Below are 19,819 nucleotides of genomic sequence, written 5' to 3'. Positions count from 1 at the left end.
ATTTTGCAACCTTGGCCGTCTTTTCATGAAAAAATTCGAACGCGCGAATCCGTTGGGCGATGAAAGTGCGACGCGTAATGCATCACGCGTGGGAAGGAACAGACGCCATCTCATCTTCCTTGTCCATCGCAGAACGGCGTATAAACGGAAGCGTCGTTCAAGCCGCAATCGGGAAATGTTTGAGGAGGGCCGCATGATCAGTTTCGAGGCGATAAGGCAGCGTGCGGAGGAGCGAAAGGGCGGGGCCGCCGCGTTGCAGGCCTTGCTGGAGAATCACCGACCGGATCACGAGCGGCTGCGCGCCATGCCCGACGATCGCATCCTGGCAGACATGACCCGGCGCATCTTCTACAGCGGTTTCGTCCAGAAGGTGATCGACAGCAAGTGGCCAGGTTTCGAGTCAGCGTTTTCCGGTTTTGATCCGGCGATGCTGAATATCGCGCCCGACGACTATTGGCATGCCCTCACTTCGGATGAGCGGATCATCCGCAACGGCGCCAAGATCATGTCGGTTCGGGCCAATGCCGCCTTCATCAGGGAATTGGCAAAGGAATATGGCAGCGCCGGCGTCTTCTTCGCCGACTGGCCTGGGGATGACCAGATCGGCCTTCTCGACCTGCTGAGCAAACGCGGCAACCGGCTCGGCGGCATGACCGGACAATATTTCCTGCGCGGCATCGGCCGCGACAGCTTCATCGCCACGATCGACGTGCTCGCCTGCCTCCGATCGGCCGGCGTACCGCTCTCCTCCTCCGGCACGACCAAGAAGGACCAGCAGTTGATCCAGCAGGCCTTCAATGACTGGGCGGAGGAAACGGGCCTTTCCTTCATCCATCTCTCGCGCATCAGCGCCTATTCGATCGATTCAGCGCACTGAAATTCCGGTCGCGTGGTGGCGCCGGCCGTTCGGACTTCCTACGTCTTTGCCACGATCCATCGAGGAAGACATTATGACCGACTTTCCCTATGAGAGCGCACTGATCGTCGGCGCGGGCTCCGGCATCAGCGCATCGCTTGCCCGGCAATTGTCGGCGCAGGGCGTCAAGGTCGGGCTTGCCGCCCGCAATATCGAGAAACTGCAGGGGCTGATCGAGGAGACCGGCGCCAGCGCCTTTACAACGGATGTCTCGCAACCGGCGAGCGTCGCAGCACTCTTCGAAGCGGCTGCCGCTGCGATCGGCGGGCCTGACGTGGTGATCTTCAATGCCAGCGCCCGTCAGCGCGGCCCGCTTGCCGAACTCGATCCCGCCGATGTCGAGAAGGCGATTGCGACCACCGCTTTCGGCGGTTTCCTTGTGGTGCAGCAGGCGGCGCGGCGGATGATCCCGCGCGGCCGCGGCGCCATCCTGATCACCGGCGCGTCGGCAAGCGTGAAGGGCTTTGCGCAATCGGCACCCTTTGCGATGGGCAAGTTCGCGCTGCGTGGCCTTGCCCAGAGTGCCGCCCGCGAACTCGGGCCGATGGGCATCCATGTCGCCCATTTCGTCATCGACGGCGCGGTGCGGTCGCAGACCCGGCCGGACCGGGTGGAGAAGCCGGATGGCACGCTCTCGCCGGATGCGATCGCCCAGACCTATATCGACGTGCTTCGCCAGCACCGCAGCGCATGGTCGCTGGAGGTGGAAGTCCGGCCCTGGACGGAGAGCTTCTAGGTCTCACGCCCTGGCCGCGGCCTGCCGCCGCAGGGGAAGCAACTTTCGCGACACTCTCAGACGGGTTAGGCTTTGCCGTCAAGGCTAGAACAGGATGATTTTAGGCCTGTTCGGCCTAACATCTGAATCCTGTTCTCAATTAAAGAGTTAGAGCATGATGTCGTCCGAAAACCGCTCACACTTTTCGGCATCATGCTCTAGCTGGGAGGATACCGATGCCACGTCTGGACCATGTCACCATCGAGACCCGCGATGCGCCCGGGATGATCGGCTTCCTGGAGACCGTGCTCGGCGTCAGCGAGGGCTATCGGCCGCCCTTCGCCTCGCCCGGCCACTGGCTCTATCTGGACGAACGCCCGGTCATCCATCTCAACCTGACATCGCGCAGCACCGATTTTCCGCCCGGCATCTTCAACCATGTCGCCTTCAGCCTCTATGAATTCGGGCCGGCGCTGGAACGCATCAAGGCGGGCGGCTATCGCCACGAATATTACGATATTCCCGACACAGAACTCGGCCAGATCTTCGTCTACGGCCCTGAAGGCGTGAAGATCGAGCTGCAATATCCGCGTCCGGCGTGATCGCGCGAGCGGCGATTTGATCTGACGAATTGAACGGCAGTTGCCGTCAGAAACGGCGTTTTGAACACAAACGTTAAAAAATTCCCATCGGCATTAACGGCTTGTTTACCACGTTTCGTGAAAGGTGCGGATTGAGCAGTAGCGATCCGCATTCCTTTTCCCAGTCTCGCGTTCCCTTAGGATGCCGCTACATCGTTCAGCTTGAGGAAAGTCTAATTGACTATCGTCTTATGAATGGTGCGCTCCGGTCCGCGTAAAGAGGCGGGCAGCAGACGGAAAAGCCAAAGATCGAGCTCTGACGAGAGGTCGAGCAGTCGAAGCGAGCAAGAACATGAACGGATCGCGATTAAATCCTTCCCGACAGTCCGACAGGACCTCGCTCGATGCGCTGAACCGCACGATCGAAGGGCTGGAGGCGCGCATCGAAGGGCTGATGGGCAGCGGGCGCGAGCAGCGGCCGCGCACGGCAACGGCCGAGCGCGATCCTTATGCCGGCTCCCATGCTCCCCGGCCCGCAAAGGTCCCGCCCGAGCCGCGGCCCGATCCGCTCGCCGAAATCCGTCAACGCCAGCGCGCGCTCGAAGCCAGCCGCGAACGGCCCTACGCACGCCAACAGGCCCCGCAGCTTCGCGAACCTGTGCCGCGCGCCGCCGCTCCAGCGCCGGCGCCGGCCTTGCGCGCCGGCGACGATACGATGACGGAGATTGCCCAGGCCCTCGTCAACCTGCGGCAGGACCTGAAGCGCGACATTTCCGAGGGCGTCACCCGTGAGATGAACGCGCTGCGCGCCGAGCTGCGCGAGATCAAGACAAATGCTGGCGACGGCCGTTTCGCCGACGACATGCGCGCCGACATGGGCCGCCTTGCCCAGAGCATCACGCAGCTGACCGGCCGCTCCGCCGCGCCGGAGGCCACAGGCCTTCGCGAGGATTTTGAAGAGCTGCGCTCGCTGATCGACGGGCTGGCGCGCGAGGATTCGCTGCGCCATATGGAAAACCGCTGGGACGGTTTCGAAAACCGGCTTGCGGCGCTCGATACCGAAGGGCTGCAGGAAGAGCTCGTTTCGCTTGCCTATCGGCTCGACGACATCAAGCGCCATATCGGCGGCATGGGCGAAAGCCCCGCGGTTCGGGCGCTGGAAGACAAGCTCATCTCGATCGCCACGGCGATGGAGCATTTCGGCAACATGATCCAGCCGCACGACCGGGTAATGTCCGAACAGTTCGCCGCCATGGACATGCGGCTCGACGAGATCAGCCGGGCGATCGCGGCAAGCGGGCGCACGGCCACCACGAATGATCCGGGCCTGATGCAGCGGCTGGAAAACCGGCTGGAGGCGCTGGCCGATCAGATCGAACTGATGAGCCATGATGTGGCCAGCCGCGTGAACCCGGCCGATGAGCTGGCGATGCGGCTGGAGGCGCTGACGGGACGCGTCGAGGAGATGACGAAGGCGGAAGCGACGTCGCGGCTCGATGAACGGCTGGAACATCTTTCCTATCTGCTGGAGCGCACGCAGGAGACGGCGCCGCAGGCCGACCTCACCGGCACGCTTTCCGACATTTCCCGCAAGATCGACGCGCTTGAGAATGGCGCCGTCAACGACGTGCTGGCGCAGCGGCTCGACCATCTCGCCCGGCGCATCGACGAGATGGCCTATCAGCAGCAGGCGCCGGCCGCTGTGGCCGACGACAGCGCCTTCCTGCGTCTCGAAGGACGGCTGAGCGACATTGCCGCCCGGCTCGAAGAGAGCACATCGGCAGCGCCGACCGATCCGCACGCGCTGAAGAACCTCGAAGACCAGATTGCCAATCTGTCGGCGCTGATGAGCGCGCCGCGCGAAAGCGCCGTAATACCCCCCGAACTCGACCAGCGCATGGGCGCGATCGAAGACTATATGGCGACGAGCGACGAATATATCATCGAGGCGGCACGCCAGGCGGCAGAGGCCGTCGTCGAAGCCTATTCGCGCCATGGCGGTCCACAGGGTGTCATGCCCGCCGCCGACATGTCGGCGCTGACGGCGCTGGCCGAGGATCTGCGCCACCTCGAGGATCTCAGCCGTGACAGCGAGGAACGCACGCACAAGACTTTCCAGGCGCTGCACGAGACGCTGGTGCATATCGCCGACCGCCTCGACGGCATGGAGGATCGCGGCCGGCCGCTCGCCCAGATGCCGGTTGCCGACGTCGATTTCGATGTCGATCCCTATGCGCTGATGGTGGCCGAAGCCGAGATGAACAGGATGCCGGCCGCTGCCCCGACAGCGACGGCTTCCCCTGTTATCCGCACGGCCGAGGTCGCAGCCGAAGCTGCCGCCCCGGCACAAGCCGCCGCCATGAGCGGAACGAGCGCGATCGCCATCGAAGCCGCGAGCCGGACCGCGGAGGTTGCGACAGCGACACGGACACAGACCCCGGCGAAGGCCAGCCTGCTCGCCAGTCTCGGCAAGCGGCTGCTGCCCGGCAAGAAAGCCGAGAGCCGGGCGACCGAACGTCCGATGATCGATCCCGCGCCGTCGATCGATCCCACCGACGTGGTGCCGACGGATGCGGCAAACGAACTGCTCGAGCCGGGCTCGGGCGCACCTGACGTGAAGAAGATTCTTGAACGGGTTCGCGCCAGCCAGAGCGCGGCGCGCGGCAAACCTGCCGGCGAAACCGATCGCGCCGATTATATTGCTGCTGCGCGCCGGGCGGCGCAGGCGGCCGCGATGGAAGTGGACGCCAATCCGAAGCAGGCGGCCGTCAAGGCCGAGAAGAAGGGCGCGACTGCCGACAAAGCCGGCAAGGCTTCTGACAAAACGGGCAAGACCAGTGCCTTTTCGCGCTACCGGCGGCCGATCTTGCTGGCGGTCGGCGCCGTGCTGCTCGCCATCATGGCCTTTCCGCTTGCCCGAACGCTGACGAGCGGCGAGCGCGCGCCGCAGCCGCCAGCGGAAGTCTCGGCGCTGACGGGTGCTGCGGAAAACCCGGCGCCGGCCTTGCCCGAAGCGACACCTGCCCAGCCGGATGCCGCCGCTCTCGAAACGACCGCTCCGGCAGCAACTGTACCGCCCGTCGCCGAACCGGCGCAGCCGGAGGCAACCCCGCCGGTCGGCGGCGACCATCTGACCGATATGACGCCGCTTGACGGCGAAGGGGCGGCGATGCTTGCCGCTCCCGGTCCGTCCGGCGCGGCACAGGAGACATCGAGCTTCGTTCCCGCACCCGCGCCGCAGGCGACTATTACCATTCCCGACACCGTCCAGCCGAAATCGCTTGCCGATGCGGCGAGCGGCGGCGATGCGCTGGCGCTGTTCGAGATCGGCGCGCGTTATTCCGACGGCCGCAACGGCATGACAGCCGATCAGAAGCAGGCGGCGAACTGGTACCAGCTTGCGGCCGACAAGGGCTTTGCGCCTGCGCAATACCGGCTCGGCAGCATGTACGAGAAGGGCAACGGCGTCGAACGCGACATCGCCAAGGCGAAGGGCTTCTACGAGCAGGCGGCAAACCAGGGCAATGCCAGCGCCATGCACAATCTCGCCGTCCTCTACGCCTCCGGCGCGCTGGGCCAGCAGGACTATACCACGGCCGCCTCGTGGTTCACCAAGGCTGCGAACCTCGGCATCACCGACAGCCAGTTCAACCTGGCGATCCTCTGCGCTAGGGGCAACGGGGTTCCGGCTGATCTCGAAGAGTCGTACAAATGGTTTGCGATCGCCGCCAAGGCCGGCGACAAGGATGCGGCGCAGAAGCGCGACGAAGTCGCCAAAGCCATGAAGCCCGACCAGCTCGAACGGGCGCGCGCCAAGGCCGATCTCTGGAAGCCGGAGCCGGTCGACCACCGTACGAACGCCATCGACATTCCCGACGAATGGGCCGGCACTGGCGCGAAGACGGCGACCGTCGACATGAAGAAGGCCGTCCGCAACATCCAGGCGATCCTCAACAATAACGGCTTCGACGCCGGAGTGCCGGACGGCGAAATGGGTGCGAAGACCGTGACCGCGATCAAAAACTTCCAGAAGTCCGTCGGCCAGGAGCCGGACGGAAAGGTGACCGACGCGACCGTGAAGGCGCTGCTCGAACGCAACAAGCAGGGCAGCAAGGCGATCTGAGGCGCGTCGTCATCTTCGTCCGGGAGATCGCCGACAGCGGCCCCTTGTATCTGCATGTTAGATTTTATGTGCGATGGAAGCGATTGAGCCTCTGGCTGGGTGGCCACCCAGCCAGAGGCGTGACGAAGTCGCCCGTTTCCCCCTCCGGTTACAACCGTGGATGAGCCTGGGATCTTCGTCATCGTCACGTACGACCGAATAGTCGCTTGGCTTCAACCGCACGCACAAGGCAGGTTACCGTGAACAGAGTTATATGTGGAGTGGATGTTTCGAAGGACTGGCTGGATGCGTTTATCCGCCCGTCCGGGGTTTTTGAGCGTTTCAGCAACGATGCGGCCGGCATCGGCGCGCTGGCTGCGCTCTGCCGGGAGCAGGGTGTCGAGCTCGTCGTCATGGAGGCGTCGGGCGGCTACGAGCGTTCGGCCTTCCTGCTGTTGTGGGAGTTGGGGATCGCCTGCGCGCTTGCCAATCCGCGCCATGTGCGCCGCTTTGCCGAGGCCATGGGCTTTCTGGAAAAGACCGACCGGATCGATGCGGCGATGATCGCCGATTATGCCGAGGCCAGGCGGCTGTCTGCCCTGCCGCCGCCGAAAGCCGCGCAGCTGCGGCTGTCGGCGCTGATGACGCGGCTGTCTCAGGTCACCAGCGATCTGACCGTCCAGAGGCAGCGCCGCAGTGCTGCCCGCGATCAGCAGAGTGTGGCAAGCCTCGACGAAGTGATCGCGCTTCTGGTGCGCCAGAGCCAGAGCCGCACCCTTGAGGGCGAGATTGCCTCGATGATCGACGACGATCCGCTCTGGGCCTGCCTCAACCAAGCCTTTCGCTCGATCAAGGGGGTGGCGGACCGTACCGTTGCCCGGCTGATGGCCGAATTGCCCGAAATCGGCCGAATCTCCAACAAGGCGATCGTCAAACTGGCCGGCCTGGCGCCGATTGCCAACGATAGCGGCAAACGCAGCGGACCCCGGCCGGTGCGCCGCGGGCGCTCCGGACCGCGTGGCATCCTGTTCCTGGTCGCCGCCACCGCGGCCAGGTACGATCCGCATTTGGCTGCCTTCAGGCAAAGGTTGCAGAGCGCTGGCAAGCCAAAAATGGTTATCCGCATTGCGCTCGCCCGAAAACTGCTGGTCATTCTCAATGCAAAAGCACGGGATGCGCGAAGAGAATTCGAATGCGCAACTTGACAACCCAGATAGTCGCTCATCCGCCTGCCGGCACCTTCTCCCCGCTCGCGGGGCGAAGGGGGATCGCCGCAACCTCTCCGTTCCTCGCTCCTTCTCGTAGGGCACGTCCCCCCGCCCCGTTTACGGGGAGAGGGTTAGGGTGAGGGGCAGTCGTCGGCGCGAACTGAACGAGTCGGCCGATTTTGTCGGCAATCCGGCCTGGCGGCACTATGCCGCAAGGCTTTTTCCAATTTTGCCGCAGCCTGTCACAAAACCTGAAAAAAGCCGGATTATGCCCGGACATATCGATCCGCGCATCCGGCGAATCCTGTGCCACCGATCTCTCCGTCAATCTCTATGGCTAATCACGGGGCCGATCGAAAGCCTCTGGCAATGATTTCACAGTATGGTGCGCATTCGAACGGGGACGTGACAAGAAACCGCCCGGCAGGAGCGGTCATCATTCGGGGTCGGCTGTGACAATCTATCTGCCCATCGCAGAATTGTCGGTGAACATTTTCATCATTCTCGGCATGGGGGCGGCCGTCGGATTCCTGTCTGGAATGTTCGGCGTCGGCGGCGGCTTTCTGATCACGCCGCTATTGATCTTCTACAACATCCCGCCCGTCGTCGCGGTCGCGACCGGCGCCAACCAGGTTGTGGCGTCGTCGATATCGGGCGCGATCACGCATTTCCGGCGCGGCTCGCTCGACGTCAAGCTCGGCACGGTGCTGCTGGTCGGCGGTCTTACCGGTGCGACGGTCGGCATCTGGATCTTCTCGCTGCTGCGCGCCATCGGCCAGCTCGATCTCATCATCTCACTGATGTATGTCGTCTTCCTCGGCACCGTCGGCGGACTGATGCTGCTCGAAAGCATCAACGCCATGCGGCGGGCAGCGCGCAACGAGCCGCCCGCACCGCGCAAGCCCGGCCACCAGCACTGGGTGCACAAGCTGCCGCTGAAGGTGCGTTTCAAGAAATCGAAAATCTATCTCAGCGTCATTCCGATCGTCGCGCTCGGCTTTGCGATCGGCATCCTTACCTCGATCATGGGTGTCGGCGGCGGCTTCATCATGGTGCCGGCGATGATCTACCTGCTGCGCATCCCGACCAATGTCGTCGTCGGCACCTCGCTGTTCCAGATCATCTTCGTGACCGCCTATACGACGATCGTGCAGGCGGCGACGAACTTCTCCGTCGACATCGTGCTCGCCTTCATCCTGATGGTGGCGGGTGTCATCGGCGCGCAATATGGCGTGCGCGTCGGCCAGAAGCTGCGCGGCGAGCAGCTGCGCGCCCTGCTCGGCCTGCTGGTGCTCGCCGTCGGCCTGCGTCTGGCGATCGCGCTGGTGGTGGCGCCGGCCGACGTCTATTCGGTGGTGATGGGAGCGGGCAACTGATGCGCTTGGCTGTTTTCGTCATCGCGTTGCTTTGCCTGCTGCCGGCCTCTGCCGGAGCGCAATGGCTGCCAGGGCAGGCAACGGAGGCGGTGCGTGAAGGGTTGGAAATCGGCACGTCGACCAGTGAAATCGCCATCACCTCGGATTTCCACGGTGCGGATCTGACCATTTTCGGGGCGCTCTCGAACACCGACCAGTTGCTGCTCGCCGTCGGCCAATATGACGTGGTCGTGGTGCTGGAGGGGCCGCGCGAGGATGCGACGGTTCGCAAGAAGGAACGCGTCTTCGGCATCTGGGTGAACACTCGCTCGATGACCTTCGAAGCGGTGCCGCATTCCTATTCGATGTCGAGTTCACGGATGATCGACGACATCGTGACGCCGCTCGACCTGACCGACCAGGAGATCGGCATCGATCACATTCCGCTGACTCCGGTCGGCTTCGTCGGCGACGGCAGCAATCTCGGCGAGTTCCGTGACGCCTTCCGGCGGCTGCAGCAGGGCGGCGGGCTCTACGACCGCAACCCAAGCGGCGTGCGGTTCGTTTCCTCCAACCTCTTCAAGGCGAGCCTGCGCCTGCCGGCAAACATTCCGAACGGCGTGCACAGCGTGCGCGCCTATCTGTTCAAGAGCGGTCTTTTCGTCGCCGAGAAGTCGCTGCCGCTGCGGGTCATCAAGACCGGCATCGAGCAGACGATCACCGATGCGGCGCATGATCAGCCGATCCTCTACGGCTGCGCGGCCGTGGCTCTAGCCGTGATCACTGGCTGGGGTGCCAGCCTGATCTTCCGCAAGGACTGATCTGCCGCCAAGGTGCGACGCTCCATTTCCTCTCGATTTCTTCTATCGATTTGGGCCTGGCGTCGAGCCCGCTGTACTGGAGCTGCTGCGCGGATGTTTTGGCGGCAGCTCATCCATGCCTCAAAAAACCGCTTGCAATATGCTATCAGTTTATCTAGCTTCTAACCAGTTGCTATACGCAATCGGTTTAACCTTGGTTGGCAATTCAGAAGGAGGAAGGAAATGAGAAAGCTTGTTGTCTGGAACCTGATGACGCTCGATGGTTATTTCGAAGGCACGAAGCCGTGGGATATCGACTTCCACAATCTCGCCTGGGGGCCTGAATTGCAGCGCTATGCCGAACAGTTCGGCAGGGAAGGCGACCTGCTGGTCTTCGGCCGCAAGACCTATGAGGGCATGGCCTCCTACTGGCCGACAGCCGAGGGCGAAGGTGAGATCAAAGCCTATATGAACGGCATCGCCAAGATCGCCGTGTCGCGGACGATCACCGAGCCCGCTTGGAACAATGCCCGCGTCGTCAGCGATCCGATCCCCGAATTGACGCGGCTGAAGCAGGAGGACGGCAAGACGATCTTCATCTTCGGCAGCGCCGAGCTTGCCGACAGCCTGCTGAAAGCGGGGCTTATCGACGAAATCAGGATCTGCCTGGTGCCGGTCATCCTCGGCGGCGGCAATCCGCTTTTCAAACGGGCAGAGGGCCAGGTGCCGCTGAAGCTCCTCGAATCCTCGACGACGGAAGGCGGCGCGGTGATCCTGCGCTACGAGCCCGTCAAGGCTTAGCTGGCTGGACTAGTGATGAACCGGCGGTCGTTTGTGATGGCTGCCCCTCACCCTAACCTGCCGGGGTCGAGCCACTCGTCTCGACCCGTCCTTCGGACCCCCGTAAAAAAACGGGGAGAGGGGACGTGCCCTGCGAGAGGCTAGCGGGGAACGGAGAGGGTGCGGCATATCCCCTTCGCCCCGTTTACGGGGAGAAGGTGCCGGCAGGCGGATGAGCGACTATCTGGGTTGTCAAGTTGCGCATTCGAATTCTCTTCGCGCATCCCGTGCTTTTGCATTGAGAATGACCAGCAGTTTTCGGGCGAGCGCAATGCGGATAACCATTTTTGGCTTGCCAGCGCTCTGCAACCTTTGCCTGAAGGCAGCCAAATGCGGATCGTACCTGGCCGCGGTGGCGGCGACCAGGAACAGGATGCCACGCGGTCCGGAGCGCCCGCCGCGCACCGGCCGGGGTCCGCTGCGTTTGCCGCTATCGTTGGCAATCGGCGCCAGGCCGGCCAGTTTGACGATCGCCTTGTTGGAGATTCGGCCGATTTCGGGCAGTTCGGCCATCAGCCGGGCAACGGTACGGTCCGCCACCCCCTTGATCGAGCGAAAGGCTTGGTTGAGGCAGGCCCAGAGCGGATCGTCGTCGATCATCGAGGCAATCTCGCCCTCAAGGGTGCGGCTCTGGCGCACCAGAAGCGCGATCACTTCGTCGAGGCTTGCCACACTCTGCTGATCGCGGGCAGCACTGCGGCGCTGCCTCTGGACGGTCAGATCGCTGGTGACCTGAGACAGCCGCGTCATCAGCGCCGACAGCCGCAGCTGCGCGGCTTTCGGCGGCGGCAGGGCAGACAGCCGCCTGGCCTCGGCATAATGGGCGATCATCGCCGCATCGATCCGGTCGGTCTTTTCCAGAAAGCCCATGGCCTCGGCAAAGCGGCGCACATGGCGCGGATTGGCAAGCGCGCAGGCGATCCCCAACTCCCACAACAGCAGGAAGGCCGAACGCTCGTAGCCGCCCGACGCCTCCATGACGACGAGCTCGACACCCTGCTCCCGGCAGAGCGCAGCCAGCGCGCCGATGCCGGCCGCATCGTTGCTGAAACGCTCAAAAACCCCGGACGGGCGGATAAACGCATCCAGCCAGTCCTTCGAAACATCCACTCCACATATAACTCTGTTCACGGTAACCTGCCTTGTGCGTGCGGTTGAAGCCAAGCGACTATTCGGTCGTACGTGACGATGACGAAGATCCCAGGCTCATCCACGGTTGTAACCGGAGGGGGAAACGGGCGACTTCGTCACGCCTCTGGCTGGGTGGCCACCCAGCCAGAGGCTCAATCGCTTCCATCGCACATAAAATCTAACATGCAGATACAAGGGGCTGGTGCCGGCTAGAAGGAAGTTCGCATTCGACTAAAAACCGGTTTTTAACATTTACGAGTTAGTAATCTCTCGGAAACGAGAGGTTTTGTCATGCGTACTCGTATCGTTCTGACGGCCGTGGGTCTCGCGCTGCTTGCCGGCTGCGCGACGGCGCCGAAGCAGACGAGGAACATCTGTGCCGTCTTCGACGAGCGCGACGGGCTCTTCTCCAGCTGGCAGAGCGCCGCCGAACGAACGGAGAAAAAGTACGGCGTGCCGGTGCCGATCCTGATGGCGACGATGTATACCGAATCCGGCTTCCAGCCCTATGCGCGGCCGCCGCGCACCAAGCTGTTCGGCTTCATTCCCTGGACCCGGCCGTCGACGGCCTACGGCTATTCGCAGGCGCTCGACGGGACCTGGGATCACTATCAGTCGCAGACCGGGAACTGGACGGCGCGGCGGGCGAACTTCGCCGACGCGATCGATTTCATCGGTTGGTATCATTACCAGAACAGCGTGGAGACCGGCATTCCGCTGAACGATGCCTATAATCTCTATCTCGCCTATTATTCCGGGCCGACGGGATACAAACGCGGCGACTGGCGCTCGAACGGGCAATTGCAGCAGACAGCGCAGAAGTTTGCGCGGATGGCCGGGACGTATCAGCGGCAACTGCAGGAGTGTGATTGAGTTTAGGTGGTGCCGTGCCAGCCCCCTCTGCCCTGCCGGGCATCTCCCCCACAGGTGGGGAGATTGGCTGGGCACACGGGCTTCCCCAAACAACGAACGTCCAGCACGGCGAAACGGTAGATGGGCAGGAAGTTCAAGCCACTAGTGATCTCCCCACCTGTGGGGGAGATGCCCGGCAGGGCAGAGGGGGCTGAAGCCCGCCGACCTGGAATATAAGGCGCTACCCCCTCAAATTCCCATACCGCACCGAATAAATCCGATCTCGCCCCAACAGATGCGCCACCAGCGAAGCCTTGTCGAACAGGCCCTTCATCGCCTGGTGCCCGAGATCCAGACCGCCGCTCATGACGCCGAAGGCCGGCATCAGCAGGCGGGCGCCGTCGGTGGCAAAGCAGGGGCGGCGGACGGATTTTTCGCGGCGGCGGACAGTCGCCGACGGGTGCAGGTGGCCGGCGATTTCGCCGCTCTGCAAGCCGTTCTTCGGCTCGTGCCGAAAGGTCAGGCCGGCATAATGCATCTCGTCGGCAGATGTGCCCGGCAGATCGACGATGCCATCCGGATCATGGTTGCCATTGATCCAGATCCATTCGCGACCGCGCGCCATCTCGACGATCAGGGCGCGAAAATTCTCCGGCAGGTGCTTGGAACCGATGCGGTCGTGGAAATTATCGCCGAGCGAGATGACGAGCTTCGGATCATAACGCGATATGACGGCGGCAAGGACGGTCAGCGTCGCCAGCGTATCGTAAGGCGGCAGCATCATGCCGCGGCGCGCAAAGGCTGCGCCCTTTTCCAGATGCAGGTCGGAGACGACGAGCAGGCCGGTATCCGGCAGATAGAGGGCGCCGAGCGGATCGCAGAAGGCGGCAATGCCATGGACCGATGTCTCGATGCCCGGCATCACGGTCAGTCCTGATATGTCGCGCGCCAGCGCCAGGCGGTTCATCACGGTCGTCATTCCCAAATCGTCGTCAGGCCTAAATCATCGGACCCTAATTCTCACCAGATCCAATTCTCGTTAAGCGAGTGCTTCGGCGATCAGATCGTCCGCCGCTTCGGCGAGCAACGTGTCATGGGCCTCGCCCGGCACCGCCTCGCGTCCGATTTCCAGCATCACCGGCACGGCGAGTGGGGAAATATGGTCGAGGGCGCGGTGGGTGATGTGGCCCCTGATTCGTCTCAGCATATCGCCAAGACGGCCAATGTCCAAAAGTCCCGTCGCCGCATCCTGTCGCGTCGCCTGCAGGAGGATGTGATCCGGCTCGTGGCTGCGCAGCACGTCGTAGATCAGATCGGCGGAGACGGTGATCTGGCGGCCGCTCTTTTCCTTGCCCGGATGGCGGCGCTCGATCAAGCCTGCAATCACGGCGCAATTGCGGAAGGTGCGCTTCAACAGGAAGGATTCGTCCAGCCAGGCTTCGAGATCGTCTCCGAGCATGTCCTCGTCGAAAAGGTCGGAGAGATTGAGCCGGCCATTGCCGATCATCAGCCCCATATCCTCGAGGCCCCAGATGGCTAGGGAATAGTCGGTGGCGACGAAACCGAGCGGCTTGGCGCCGATCCGCTCCAGCCTGCGGGTCAGCAGCATGCCGAGCGTCTGGTGGGCGAGACGGCCTTCGAAGGGATAGGCGACCATATAGCCGCGGCTGCCGCGCGGGAAGGTTTCGATCAGAAACTCGTCGCGCTTCGGCAGCATCGACTTGTCGTTCTGCAGCGACAACCAGTCGCGCACCTGATCCGGCAGGCGGCGCCAGCGATCGGGATCGGCGATCATCGCCCGCACCTGCTCGGCGAGATAAGTCGATAGCGGAAACTTGCCGCCATTATAGGAGGGGATCTTCGGATCGAGCGAGAAGGCCTGCGACGCCAAGCATTCGTTTTCGCGGATGCCTTCGAAGCGCAGCACCTTGCCGGAAAAGAGGAAAGTATCGCCGGGCGACAATTGCTCGAGGAAATATTCCTCGACCTTCCCCAACGTGGCGCCGCCGCGGCCGATCCTGCCGCCCTCACCGCGCTTGACCATGCGGATATTCAGCATCGGGCTTTCGACGATGGTGCCGAGGTTGAGGCGATATTGCTGGGCGACCGCCGGATTGGAGACGCGCCAGCGGCCCTCCGCGGTCTTGCGGATGCGGGCATAACGCTCGTAGGTCCGGAGCGCATAACCGCCGGTCGCGACGAAATCGACGATGCGCTCGAAGGTCTCCCAGCTCAGATCGGCATAGGGAGAGGCGCTGATGATTTCATCGTAAAGTTCCAGCATGTCGAAGGGTTCGGCGCAGGCCATGCCGAGCACATGCTGGGCGAGCACGTCGAGCGCGCCGCGGCCGACCGGCGGGGTGTCCTGCGCGCCGATATAATTGGCGTCGAGAGCTGCCTGGCATTCCATGACCTCGAAGCGGTTGGCCGGCACCAGGATCGCCTTCGACGGCTCGTCCATGCGGTGGTTGGCACGACCGATGCGCTGGGCAAGACGCGAGGCGCCCTTCGGCGCGCCGACATGGATGACGAGATCGACATCGCCCCAGTCGATGCCGAGATCGAGGGTGGAGGTGGCAACGACGGCGCGCAGCCGGTTTTCGGCCATCGCCGCCTCGACCTTGCGGCGCTGGCCGACATCGAGGGAGCCGTGATGAAGGGCGATCGGCAGGTTGTCGTCATTGATCGTCCAGAGTGCCTGGAAAAGCATTTCGGCCTGGCTGCGGGTGTTGACGAAGAGCAGCGTCGTGCGATGTTCGACAAGCTTGTTGTAGACATCCGGAATTGCATATCGGGCGGAATGGCCGGCCCAGGGAATGTGCTCTTCGGTCGACAGGATCGAGATATCGGGTTTGGCGCCGCCTTCGACGACGACGAGCCCGGCATGATGCTCCCGGCCCTCTTCCTGGCCGACCAGCCATTTCTGCAGATCCATGGGCTCGGCGACGGTGGCCGACAGGCCGATCGTCTGGAGACCGGGGGCAAGCCGGCGCAGGCGGGCAAGGCCGAGCGAAAGCATATGGCCGCGCTTGGAGGTAACGAGCGAATGCAGCTCGTCGAGGACGACATATTTCAGGTCTTTGAAGAAGCGCTCGGCTTCCCGGTTTGCCAGAAGCAGGGCGACCTGTTCCGGCGTGGTCAGCAGAATATCCGGCGGGTTGAGCTTCTGGCGCTGGCGCTTGGCATTCGGCGTGTCGCCGGTGCGGTTTTCTATCGTGACCGGCAGGCCCATCTCCTCGACCGGCTTCATCAGATTGCGCTCGATATCGATGGCAAGCGCCTTCAGCGGTGAGACATAGAGGGTGTGGATGCCGGTGAAGGCGGAGCCGGGCGGGATCTTGCCGCGACGGGTGAGATCGGTGAGCGAGGGCAGGAAACCGGCAAGCGTCTTGCCGGCGCCAGTCGGCGCAATCAGCAGCGTGCTTTCGCCGGCCTCGGCGCGGGCAAGCAGTTCCAGCTGATGGGCGCGTGGCCGCCAGCCCTTTTCCGCAAACCAGCGGGTAAAGGCAGCGGGAAGCAGGGCACGGGCTTCGGAATCGATCTGGTCCACGCCTGGAAGGTAGTGAAATGCGGGGGAAAAAGAAGAGCGATTGACAAAAGCAATAATCATGGATATTTTTTATCCATGAATTGAGGAGGCCACTTGATGAAGATGGGCGACGGGGTCGAGCAGGCCATTCACAGCGTTGCGATGCTTTCCGGGCTCTCCGAAGGCGGCGTGCTTTCGGCGGCCGCTCTGGCGGAATTCCACGGCGTTTCGACGAGCTACCTGCTGAAGCATCTGCAGGCGCTGTCGGGCGCCGGCATCCTCGATACCGTACCGGGGCCGAAGGGCGGATATCGGCTGGCAAAGGCGGCGAAGGAAATTTCGCTGCTCGACATCGTGATCGCGGTCGAAGGGCCGGCGCCCGCCTTCCGCTGCGCCGAAATCCGCCAGCGCGGACCGAACCCGGTCTCCGATCGCTTCTTTGCCAAGCCCTGTAACATCAGCGCGGCGATGCTGAGAGCCGAACGGCTCTATCGGGCCGAACTTGCCAAGACGAGCATTGCGGATCTCGGCATCGAACTGAACGCTCTCGACGACGGATCGATCGCAGCTAGAGGCTGCGCTTTCCTTGAAATCCATGAACGCAAGACGGCTCGCTGAGCCACCAACAAAGGAGAAACACCATGCAACCACGTTTCAACTTCGCCAAAGCCGCTCCCGATGCCTACAAGGCGGTCGCCGCGCTCGAGCAATATGTCCAGTCCTCCGGGCTGGAGCGCCGCTTCATCCACCTGATCAAGCTGCGCGCCTCGCAGATCAATGGCTGTGCCTATTGCGTCGACATGCATGTGAAGGAAGCCCGCCTTGATGGGCTCTCCGAACAATGGATCAACCTGATGTGCGTCTGGCGGGAATCGCCGGTCTATGACGCCCGCGAACGGGCGCTGCTCGGCTGGGTTGACGCAGTGACCAATATCGCCAAAACAGGCGCGCCTGATGCCGACTACGAGACGCTGAAGGCGCATTTTTCCGAAGAGGAAATGACAAAGATTACGGTGGCGATCGGCGCCATCAACATCTGGAACCGGCTTGCCGTCGGCTTCCGCTCACAGCATCCGATTGATGCGGTAACGAAGGCCGCCTGATCGATATCAGCTTACAGGGAATTCATCCTGGCAACCGACCCGAAAATCTCGGGTCGGTCGAATATCGGATCACTCGTGATCCCGAGTGACGCGTACGGCAACGGCGTCAAACCGATTGCCCGAGAGGTCCATGCTGTTGAATATGTCTCGGACGACTTTCGCAATTTCTTCTGCGGAAGCGCCCTTGGCGCGTTCTTCCTGCATACGGCGTCTCACAAGCTTTTCCAAATCTGACATAGTTCACCTCATCAAATCCGGCGCGAGCAGAGTTTGGCGCCGAGACCGATCACAGGCAAGTTACGTTTTGTTTAGAATGGCTTACCGATTTGTAACGTTAGAGCATGTCGCGCAAAAGTGTGCGGCGGTTTTGCGACAACGACATGCTAAAACTAAAGCGCGATGTAACGGTCGGCGCGGTGGTTGATGGCGACGAAGAGGTTGAGGACGACGGCGCCGAGCACCGAATAGAAGACGACAGGCGGCGTGGTGACGAAGAAGGCGGCGGCGAGCACGCACATGTCGATGGCGAGCTGAACGAGGCCGGCGCGGATGCCGAAACGCTCCTGCAGGTAGATGCCGAGAATGCCGACACCGCCGAGGCTGGCGCGGTGGCGATAGAGCGCCAGCAGGCCGAAGCCGAGCAGCAAGCCGCCGAGAAGGGCCGCCCAGGCCGGATGGATGCTCGAAATGGAGAAGAAGCGCGACTGCACATCGGCAATCACCGAGGTCAGGCCGATGGCGATGAAGGTCTTGATGGTGAAGGCCATGCCGAGGCGCTTCCAGGAGAGATAGAAGAATGGCAGGTTGAGCAGGAAGAAGGCGAGGCCGAAATTGACGCCGAAGGCATAATGCAGGAGGAAGGCCACCCCGGCCGTGCTTCCGGTGAGAAGGCCGGCGCTGGCGAGCACGTAGAGGCCGAGTGCGGCAACGAGGCTGCCGGAGAATATGCCCTGCACGTCTTCGATCGGCGTGTGGCGCGTCGCAGTCGTATTCCAGAAGCCAAGGGCATTGATGAGCTGTGTCATGTCGCCAGTCTCCACGGCAGACGAGTTCAAGAACGCGCTTGGGAAAACCTGGGCGCGACAGAATTTTGGATCATGAAAGGAGCCCGAGCGCCTTGGCGTTCATTGCCGGGCTCTCTGCCGATGCGGTGCAGTATCGGGTTTTTCGGTCGTTCGATCAAGCGAAATAGGTAAGCAATGCTGACCTATTAGAAAATCGCAAGAAATGTTCGCTCACGCGAGCTTGCGCGCAAGGAACAGAATGCCGAAAACCGGTTTTCCGCCATCTTTGCGAATGACCGATTTGACGATCTTGAGGATTTCCAGCCCGTGACGGGCAAGAAGCATCCTGACATAGCTTTCCGAATGGGCGTAGCGCAGCGACGGGGCGAGATGAAAGCCCTCGCCGTCCCCTGCATCCTCGACGGAAAAGGCGATATCGGCGCCTGGTGCAGCGAGCTCTCCAACGATGGCAAAGACGCTTTCGAGATTGCCGAGATACATCAGCACATCGGCTGCCGTCACCAGGTCGGCGCGATGGCGCGCGGCATCCACGAAGAGGCCGGAAAGATCGGACGCAAGCGAGAGATCGGCCTGGGCGAGACTGTCATAGACCCGTTTCTCGCCGGCCTTCGCCAGCATGTTCTGCGAAAGATCGAAGCCTTCGAGGCGACCGGCACGGCTACGGATCTCCGGACCGAGCAGGCCTGTGCCGCAGCCGAGATCGACGGCCAGTTCGTAGCGCCTGCCGGTGGAGGCGATGAGCGCGGCCAGTTGCTGCGGGACGTTGTAGTCGAGTTTATCGACAAGTGCTGATTCGAACCGGTCGGCATAGTCGTCGAAGAGGCGCTCGACATAGCGGCTCGGCGGCAGGTCGGGCGTGGCCGCATCGCCGAGAAGGGCGAGCTTGAGGGCGGCGCCGAAAATGTCTTCAGGATCGAGGGCAAGCGTCCTGCGATAGGCCTCGATCGCGGCTTCACCCCTGCCCGCCTTTTCCAGATAGGTGGCCAGGCGATACCAGCCAGCCGCCCAGGCGGGCACGAGTTCGAGGGCCTGCTCCATCAGCTCGGCAGCCGCTTCCGGCTCGCTGCCTTCCTCGAGCATCCTGGCATAATCGGCGCGGCGGTCGGCAATGACATCGCCGGAGGAAAGCTGGTGGGGCTGCATCAATGGACCTTATTGGCTACAGCATCCTTTGCGCGTCTTTTCAGAGACGCAAAGAATGCTGTAGCTCTTTGTTTTATGCATGTCGTTTTCCCGGAACCGCTGCACACTTCCGGGCGACATGCACCGGCCCGCATTTGGCGGCGGCCACAAAAAAACTCAAGTCCTATTTCAGAGGCGGAGGCGGCCAATTCCGGAAAGGACTTGCGGGCAACGCGCCGCGACCTTATTCCAAGGGCAAACAGGAGATGGCTTATGTCCGATCAGGCGAACAGGTTCCTCGGCGATTCAATCGGCCGCACATTGATAAAGCTTATCGTGGTGTCGCTGATCGTCGGTTTCGTCATGACCGTCTTCGGCCTGACGCCATGGGGCATCATCTACGGTATACGCGATTTCATCCTGGAGATCTGGTATCGGGGCTTCTCGGCCCTCGGGCGCGTTGGCGACTATCTCATCCTCGGCGCAACGATTGTCATCCCGCTCTTCATCATCCTTCGTCTTTTCAACTACCGCCGGTAA

General features: G+C 62.5%; 17 protein-coding genes. 12 read left to right on the top strand and 5 right to left on the bottom strand.

Annotated features, from left to right (window positions below; all coding sequences use genetic code 11):
- The first annotated feature begins 193 nt into the window (after positions 1-193).
- From N2A41_RS01110 to N2A41_RS01075, 8 genes are all read left to right on the top strand, one after another.
- On the top strand, positions 194-877 hold the full coding sequence (locus tag N2A41_RS01110; RefSeq protein WP_260110019.1) for a DNA-3-methyladenine glycosylase I: 684 nt from the start codon (positions 194-196) through the stop codon (positions 875-877).
- 73 nt (positions 878-950) lie between these two features.
- Positions 951-1,652: an SDR family NAD(P)-dependent oxidoreductase gene (locus tag N2A41_RS01105; RefSeq protein WP_222296395.1), complete on the top strand. Its 702-nt coding sequence runs from the start codon at positions 951-953 to the stop codon at positions 1,650-1,652.
- Between the two features lie 215 nt (positions 1,653-1,867).
- A complete protein-coding gene (locus N2A41_RS01100) occupies positions 1,868-2,233 on the top strand; it encodes a VOC family protein (RefSeq protein ID WP_260110018.1) in 366 nt (121 codons plus the stop codon).
- Between the two features lie 331 nt (positions 2,234-2,564).
- Positions 2,565-6,335 carry a peptidoglycan-binding protein gene (locus tag N2A41_RS01095; RefSeq protein ID WP_260110017.1) on the top strand — a complete coding sequence of 1,257 codons (3,771 nt, stop codon included), beginning with the start codon at positions 2,565-2,567 and terminating at the stop codon, positions 6,333-6,335.
- 239 nt (positions 6,336-6,574) lie between these two features.
- Positions 6,575-7,519, top strand: coding sequence for an IS110 family transposase (locus N2A41_RS01090; protein ID WP_260110016.1), 945 nt, complete (start codon positions 6,575-6,577; stop codon positions 7,517-7,519).
- A 455-nt stretch (positions 7,520-7,974) separates the two neighbouring features.
- A complete protein-coding gene (locus N2A41_RS01085) occupies positions 7,975-8,898 on the top strand; it encodes a sulfite exporter TauE/SafE family protein (RefSeq protein ID WP_017966911.1) in 924 nt (307 codons plus the stop codon).
- The gene (locus tag N2A41_RS01080) at positions 8,898-9,698 is read left to right on the top strand and encodes a TIGR02186 family protein (RefSeq protein WP_260110015.1); all 801 of its coding nucleotides are present in this window, start codon (positions 8,898-8,900) and stop codon (positions 9,696-9,698) included. The genes N2A41_RS01085 and N2A41_RS01080 overlap by 1 nt, the downstream gene beginning before the upstream one ends.
- Positions 9,699-9,920: 222 nt before the next feature.
- Entirely contained in the window at positions 9,921-10,478 is a 558-nt protein-coding gene (locus tag N2A41_RS01075; RefSeq protein WP_260110014.1) for a dihydrofolate reductase family protein, read from the top strand.
- 231 nt (positions 10,479-10,709) lie between these two features.
- Here the strand turns inward: N2A41_RS01075 and N2A41_RS01070 are convergent, their stop codons facing one another.
- Complete coding sequence (locus N2A41_RS01070) at positions 10,710-11,648, bottom strand: IS110 family transposase (RefSeq protein WP_260109994.1); 939 nt, start codon at positions 11,646-11,648, stop codon at positions 10,710-10,712.
- 291 nt (positions 11,649-11,939) lie between these two features.
- Here N2A41_RS01070 and N2A41_RS01065 point away from each other — a divergent pair, with 291 nt between their 5' ends.
- Complete coding sequence (locus tag N2A41_RS01065) at positions 11,940-12,521, top strand: transglycosylase SLT domain-containing protein (RefSeq protein WP_003545252.1); 582 nt, start codon at positions 11,940-11,942, stop codon at positions 12,519-12,521.
- Positions 12,522-12,741: 220 nt separating this feature from the next.
- Here the strand turns inward: N2A41_RS01065 and pdeM are convergent, their stop codons facing one another.
- Positions 12,742-13,467: a ligase-associated DNA damage response endonuclease PdeM gene (pdeM, locus tag N2A41_RS01060; RefSeq protein WP_311202883.1), complete on the bottom strand. Its 726-nt coding sequence runs from the start codon at positions 13,465-13,467 to the stop codon at positions 12,742-12,744.
- 72 nt (positions 13,468-13,539) lie between these two features.
- Entirely contained in the window at positions 13,540-16,050 is a 2,511-nt protein-coding gene (locus N2A41_RS01055) for a ligase-associated DNA damage response DEXH box helicase (RefSeq protein ID WP_260111094.1), read from the bottom strand.
- Between the two features lie 96 nt (positions 16,051-16,146).
- Here N2A41_RS01055 and N2A41_RS01050 point away from each other — a divergent pair, with 96 nt between their 5' ends.
- Positions 16,147-16,647 carry an RrF2 family transcriptional regulator gene (locus N2A41_RS01050; RefSeq protein WP_222386699.1) on the top strand — a complete coding sequence of 167 codons (501 nt, stop codon included), beginning with the start codon at positions 16,147-16,149 and terminating at the stop codon, positions 16,645-16,647.
- Between the two features lie 23 nt (positions 16,648-16,670).
- On the top strand, positions 16,671-17,132 hold the full coding sequence (locus N2A41_RS01045; protein ID WP_260110012.1) for a carboxymuconolactone decarboxylase family protein: 462 nt from the start codon (positions 16,671-16,673) through the stop codon (positions 17,130-17,132).
- Between the two features lie 389 nt (positions 17,133-17,521).
- Here N2A41_RS01045 and N2A41_RS01040 read toward each other — a convergent pair whose 3' ends face one another.
- Together N2A41_RS01040 and N2A41_RS01035 are read right to left on the bottom strand one after the other, a co-directional pair.
- Positions 17,522-18,157, bottom strand: coding sequence for a YitT family protein (locus N2A41_RS01040; RefSeq protein ID WP_260110011.1), 636 nt, complete (start codon positions 18,155-18,157; stop codon positions 17,522-17,524).
- 210 nt (positions 18,158-18,367) lie between these two features.
- Complete coding sequence (locus N2A41_RS01035; protein WP_260110010.1) at positions 18,368-19,300, bottom strand: class I SAM-dependent DNA methyltransferase; 933 nt, start codon at positions 19,298-19,300, stop codon at positions 18,368-18,370.
- Positions 19,301-19,552: 252 nt separating this feature from the next.
- On the opposite strand from N2A41_RS01035, the gene N2A41_RS01030 reads away from it, so the two are divergent.
- On the top strand, positions 19,553-19,819 hold the full coding sequence (locus N2A41_RS01030; protein WP_170263436.1) for a DUF6460 domain-containing protein: 267 nt from the start codon (positions 19,553-19,555) through the stop codon (positions 19,817-19,819).

Origin of the sequence: Rhizobium sp. SRDI969 (assembly GCF_025152725.1) — a bacterium.
Taxonomy (GTDB): Bacteria; Pseudomonadota; Alphaproteobacteria; order Rhizobiales; family Rhizobiaceae; genus Rhizobium; species Rhizobium leguminosarum_I.
The sequence above is the reverse complement of the archived record's forward strand: the minus strand, read 5'-3'. Positions and strand labels throughout refer to the sequence as shown.

What these genes read in the sequence shown, in the direction of transcription:
- N2A41_RS01045 (WP_260110012.1), top strand. Translation starts at nt 16,671, where the DNA reads ATGCAACCACGTTTCAACTTCGCCAAAGCCGCTCCCGATGCCTACAAG.
- N2A41_RS01075 (WP_260110014.1), top strand. Translation starts at nt 9,921, where the DNA reads ATGAGAAAGCTTGTTGTCTGGAACCTGATGACGCTCGATGGTTATTTC.
- N2A41_RS01110 (WP_260110019.1), top strand. Translation starts at nt 194, where the DNA reads ATGATCAGTTTCGAGGCGATAAGGCAGCGTGCGGAGGAGCGAAAGGGC.
- N2A41_RS01080 (WP_260110015.1), top strand. Translation starts at nt 8,898, where the DNA reads ATGCGCTTGGCTGTTTTCGTCATCGCGTTGCTTTGCCTGCTGCCGGCC.
- N2A41_RS01065 (WP_003545252.1), top strand. Translation starts at nt 11,940, where the DNA reads ATGCGTACTCGTATCGTTCTGACGGCCGTGGGTCTCGCGCTGCTTGCC.
- N2A41_RS01030 (WP_170263436.1), top strand. Translation starts at nt 19,553, where the DNA reads ATGTCCGATCAGGCGAACAGGTTCCTCGGCGATTCAATCGGCCGCACA.
- N2A41_RS01095 (WP_260110017.1), top strand. Translation starts at nt 2,565, where the DNA reads ATGAACGGATCGCGATTAAATCCTTCCCGACAGTCCGACAGGACCTCG.
- N2A41_RS01040 (WP_260110011.1), bottom strand. Translation starts at nt 18,157, where the DNA reads ATGACACAGCTCATCAATGCCCTTGGCTTCTGGAATACGACTGCGACG.
- pdeM (WP_311202883.1), bottom strand. Translation starts at nt 13,467, where the DNA reads ATGAACCGCCTGGCGCTGGCGCGCGACATATCAGGACTGACCGTGATG.
- N2A41_RS01100 (WP_260110018.1), top strand. Translation starts at nt 1,868, where the DNA reads ATGCCACGTCTGGACCATGTCACCATCGAGACCCGCGATGCGCCCGGG.
- N2A41_RS01035 (WP_260110010.1), bottom strand. Translation starts at nt 19,300, where the DNA reads ATGCAGCCCCACCAGCTTTCCTCCGGCGATGTCATTGCCGACCGCCGC.
- N2A41_RS01050 (WP_222386699.1), top strand. Translation starts at nt 16,147, where the DNA reads ATGAAGATGGGCGACGGGGTCGAGCAGGCCATTCACAGCGTTGCGATG.
- N2A41_RS01105 (WP_222296395.1), top strand. Translation starts at nt 951, where the DNA reads ATGACCGACTTTCCCTATGAGAGCGCACTGATCGTCGGCGCGGGCTCC.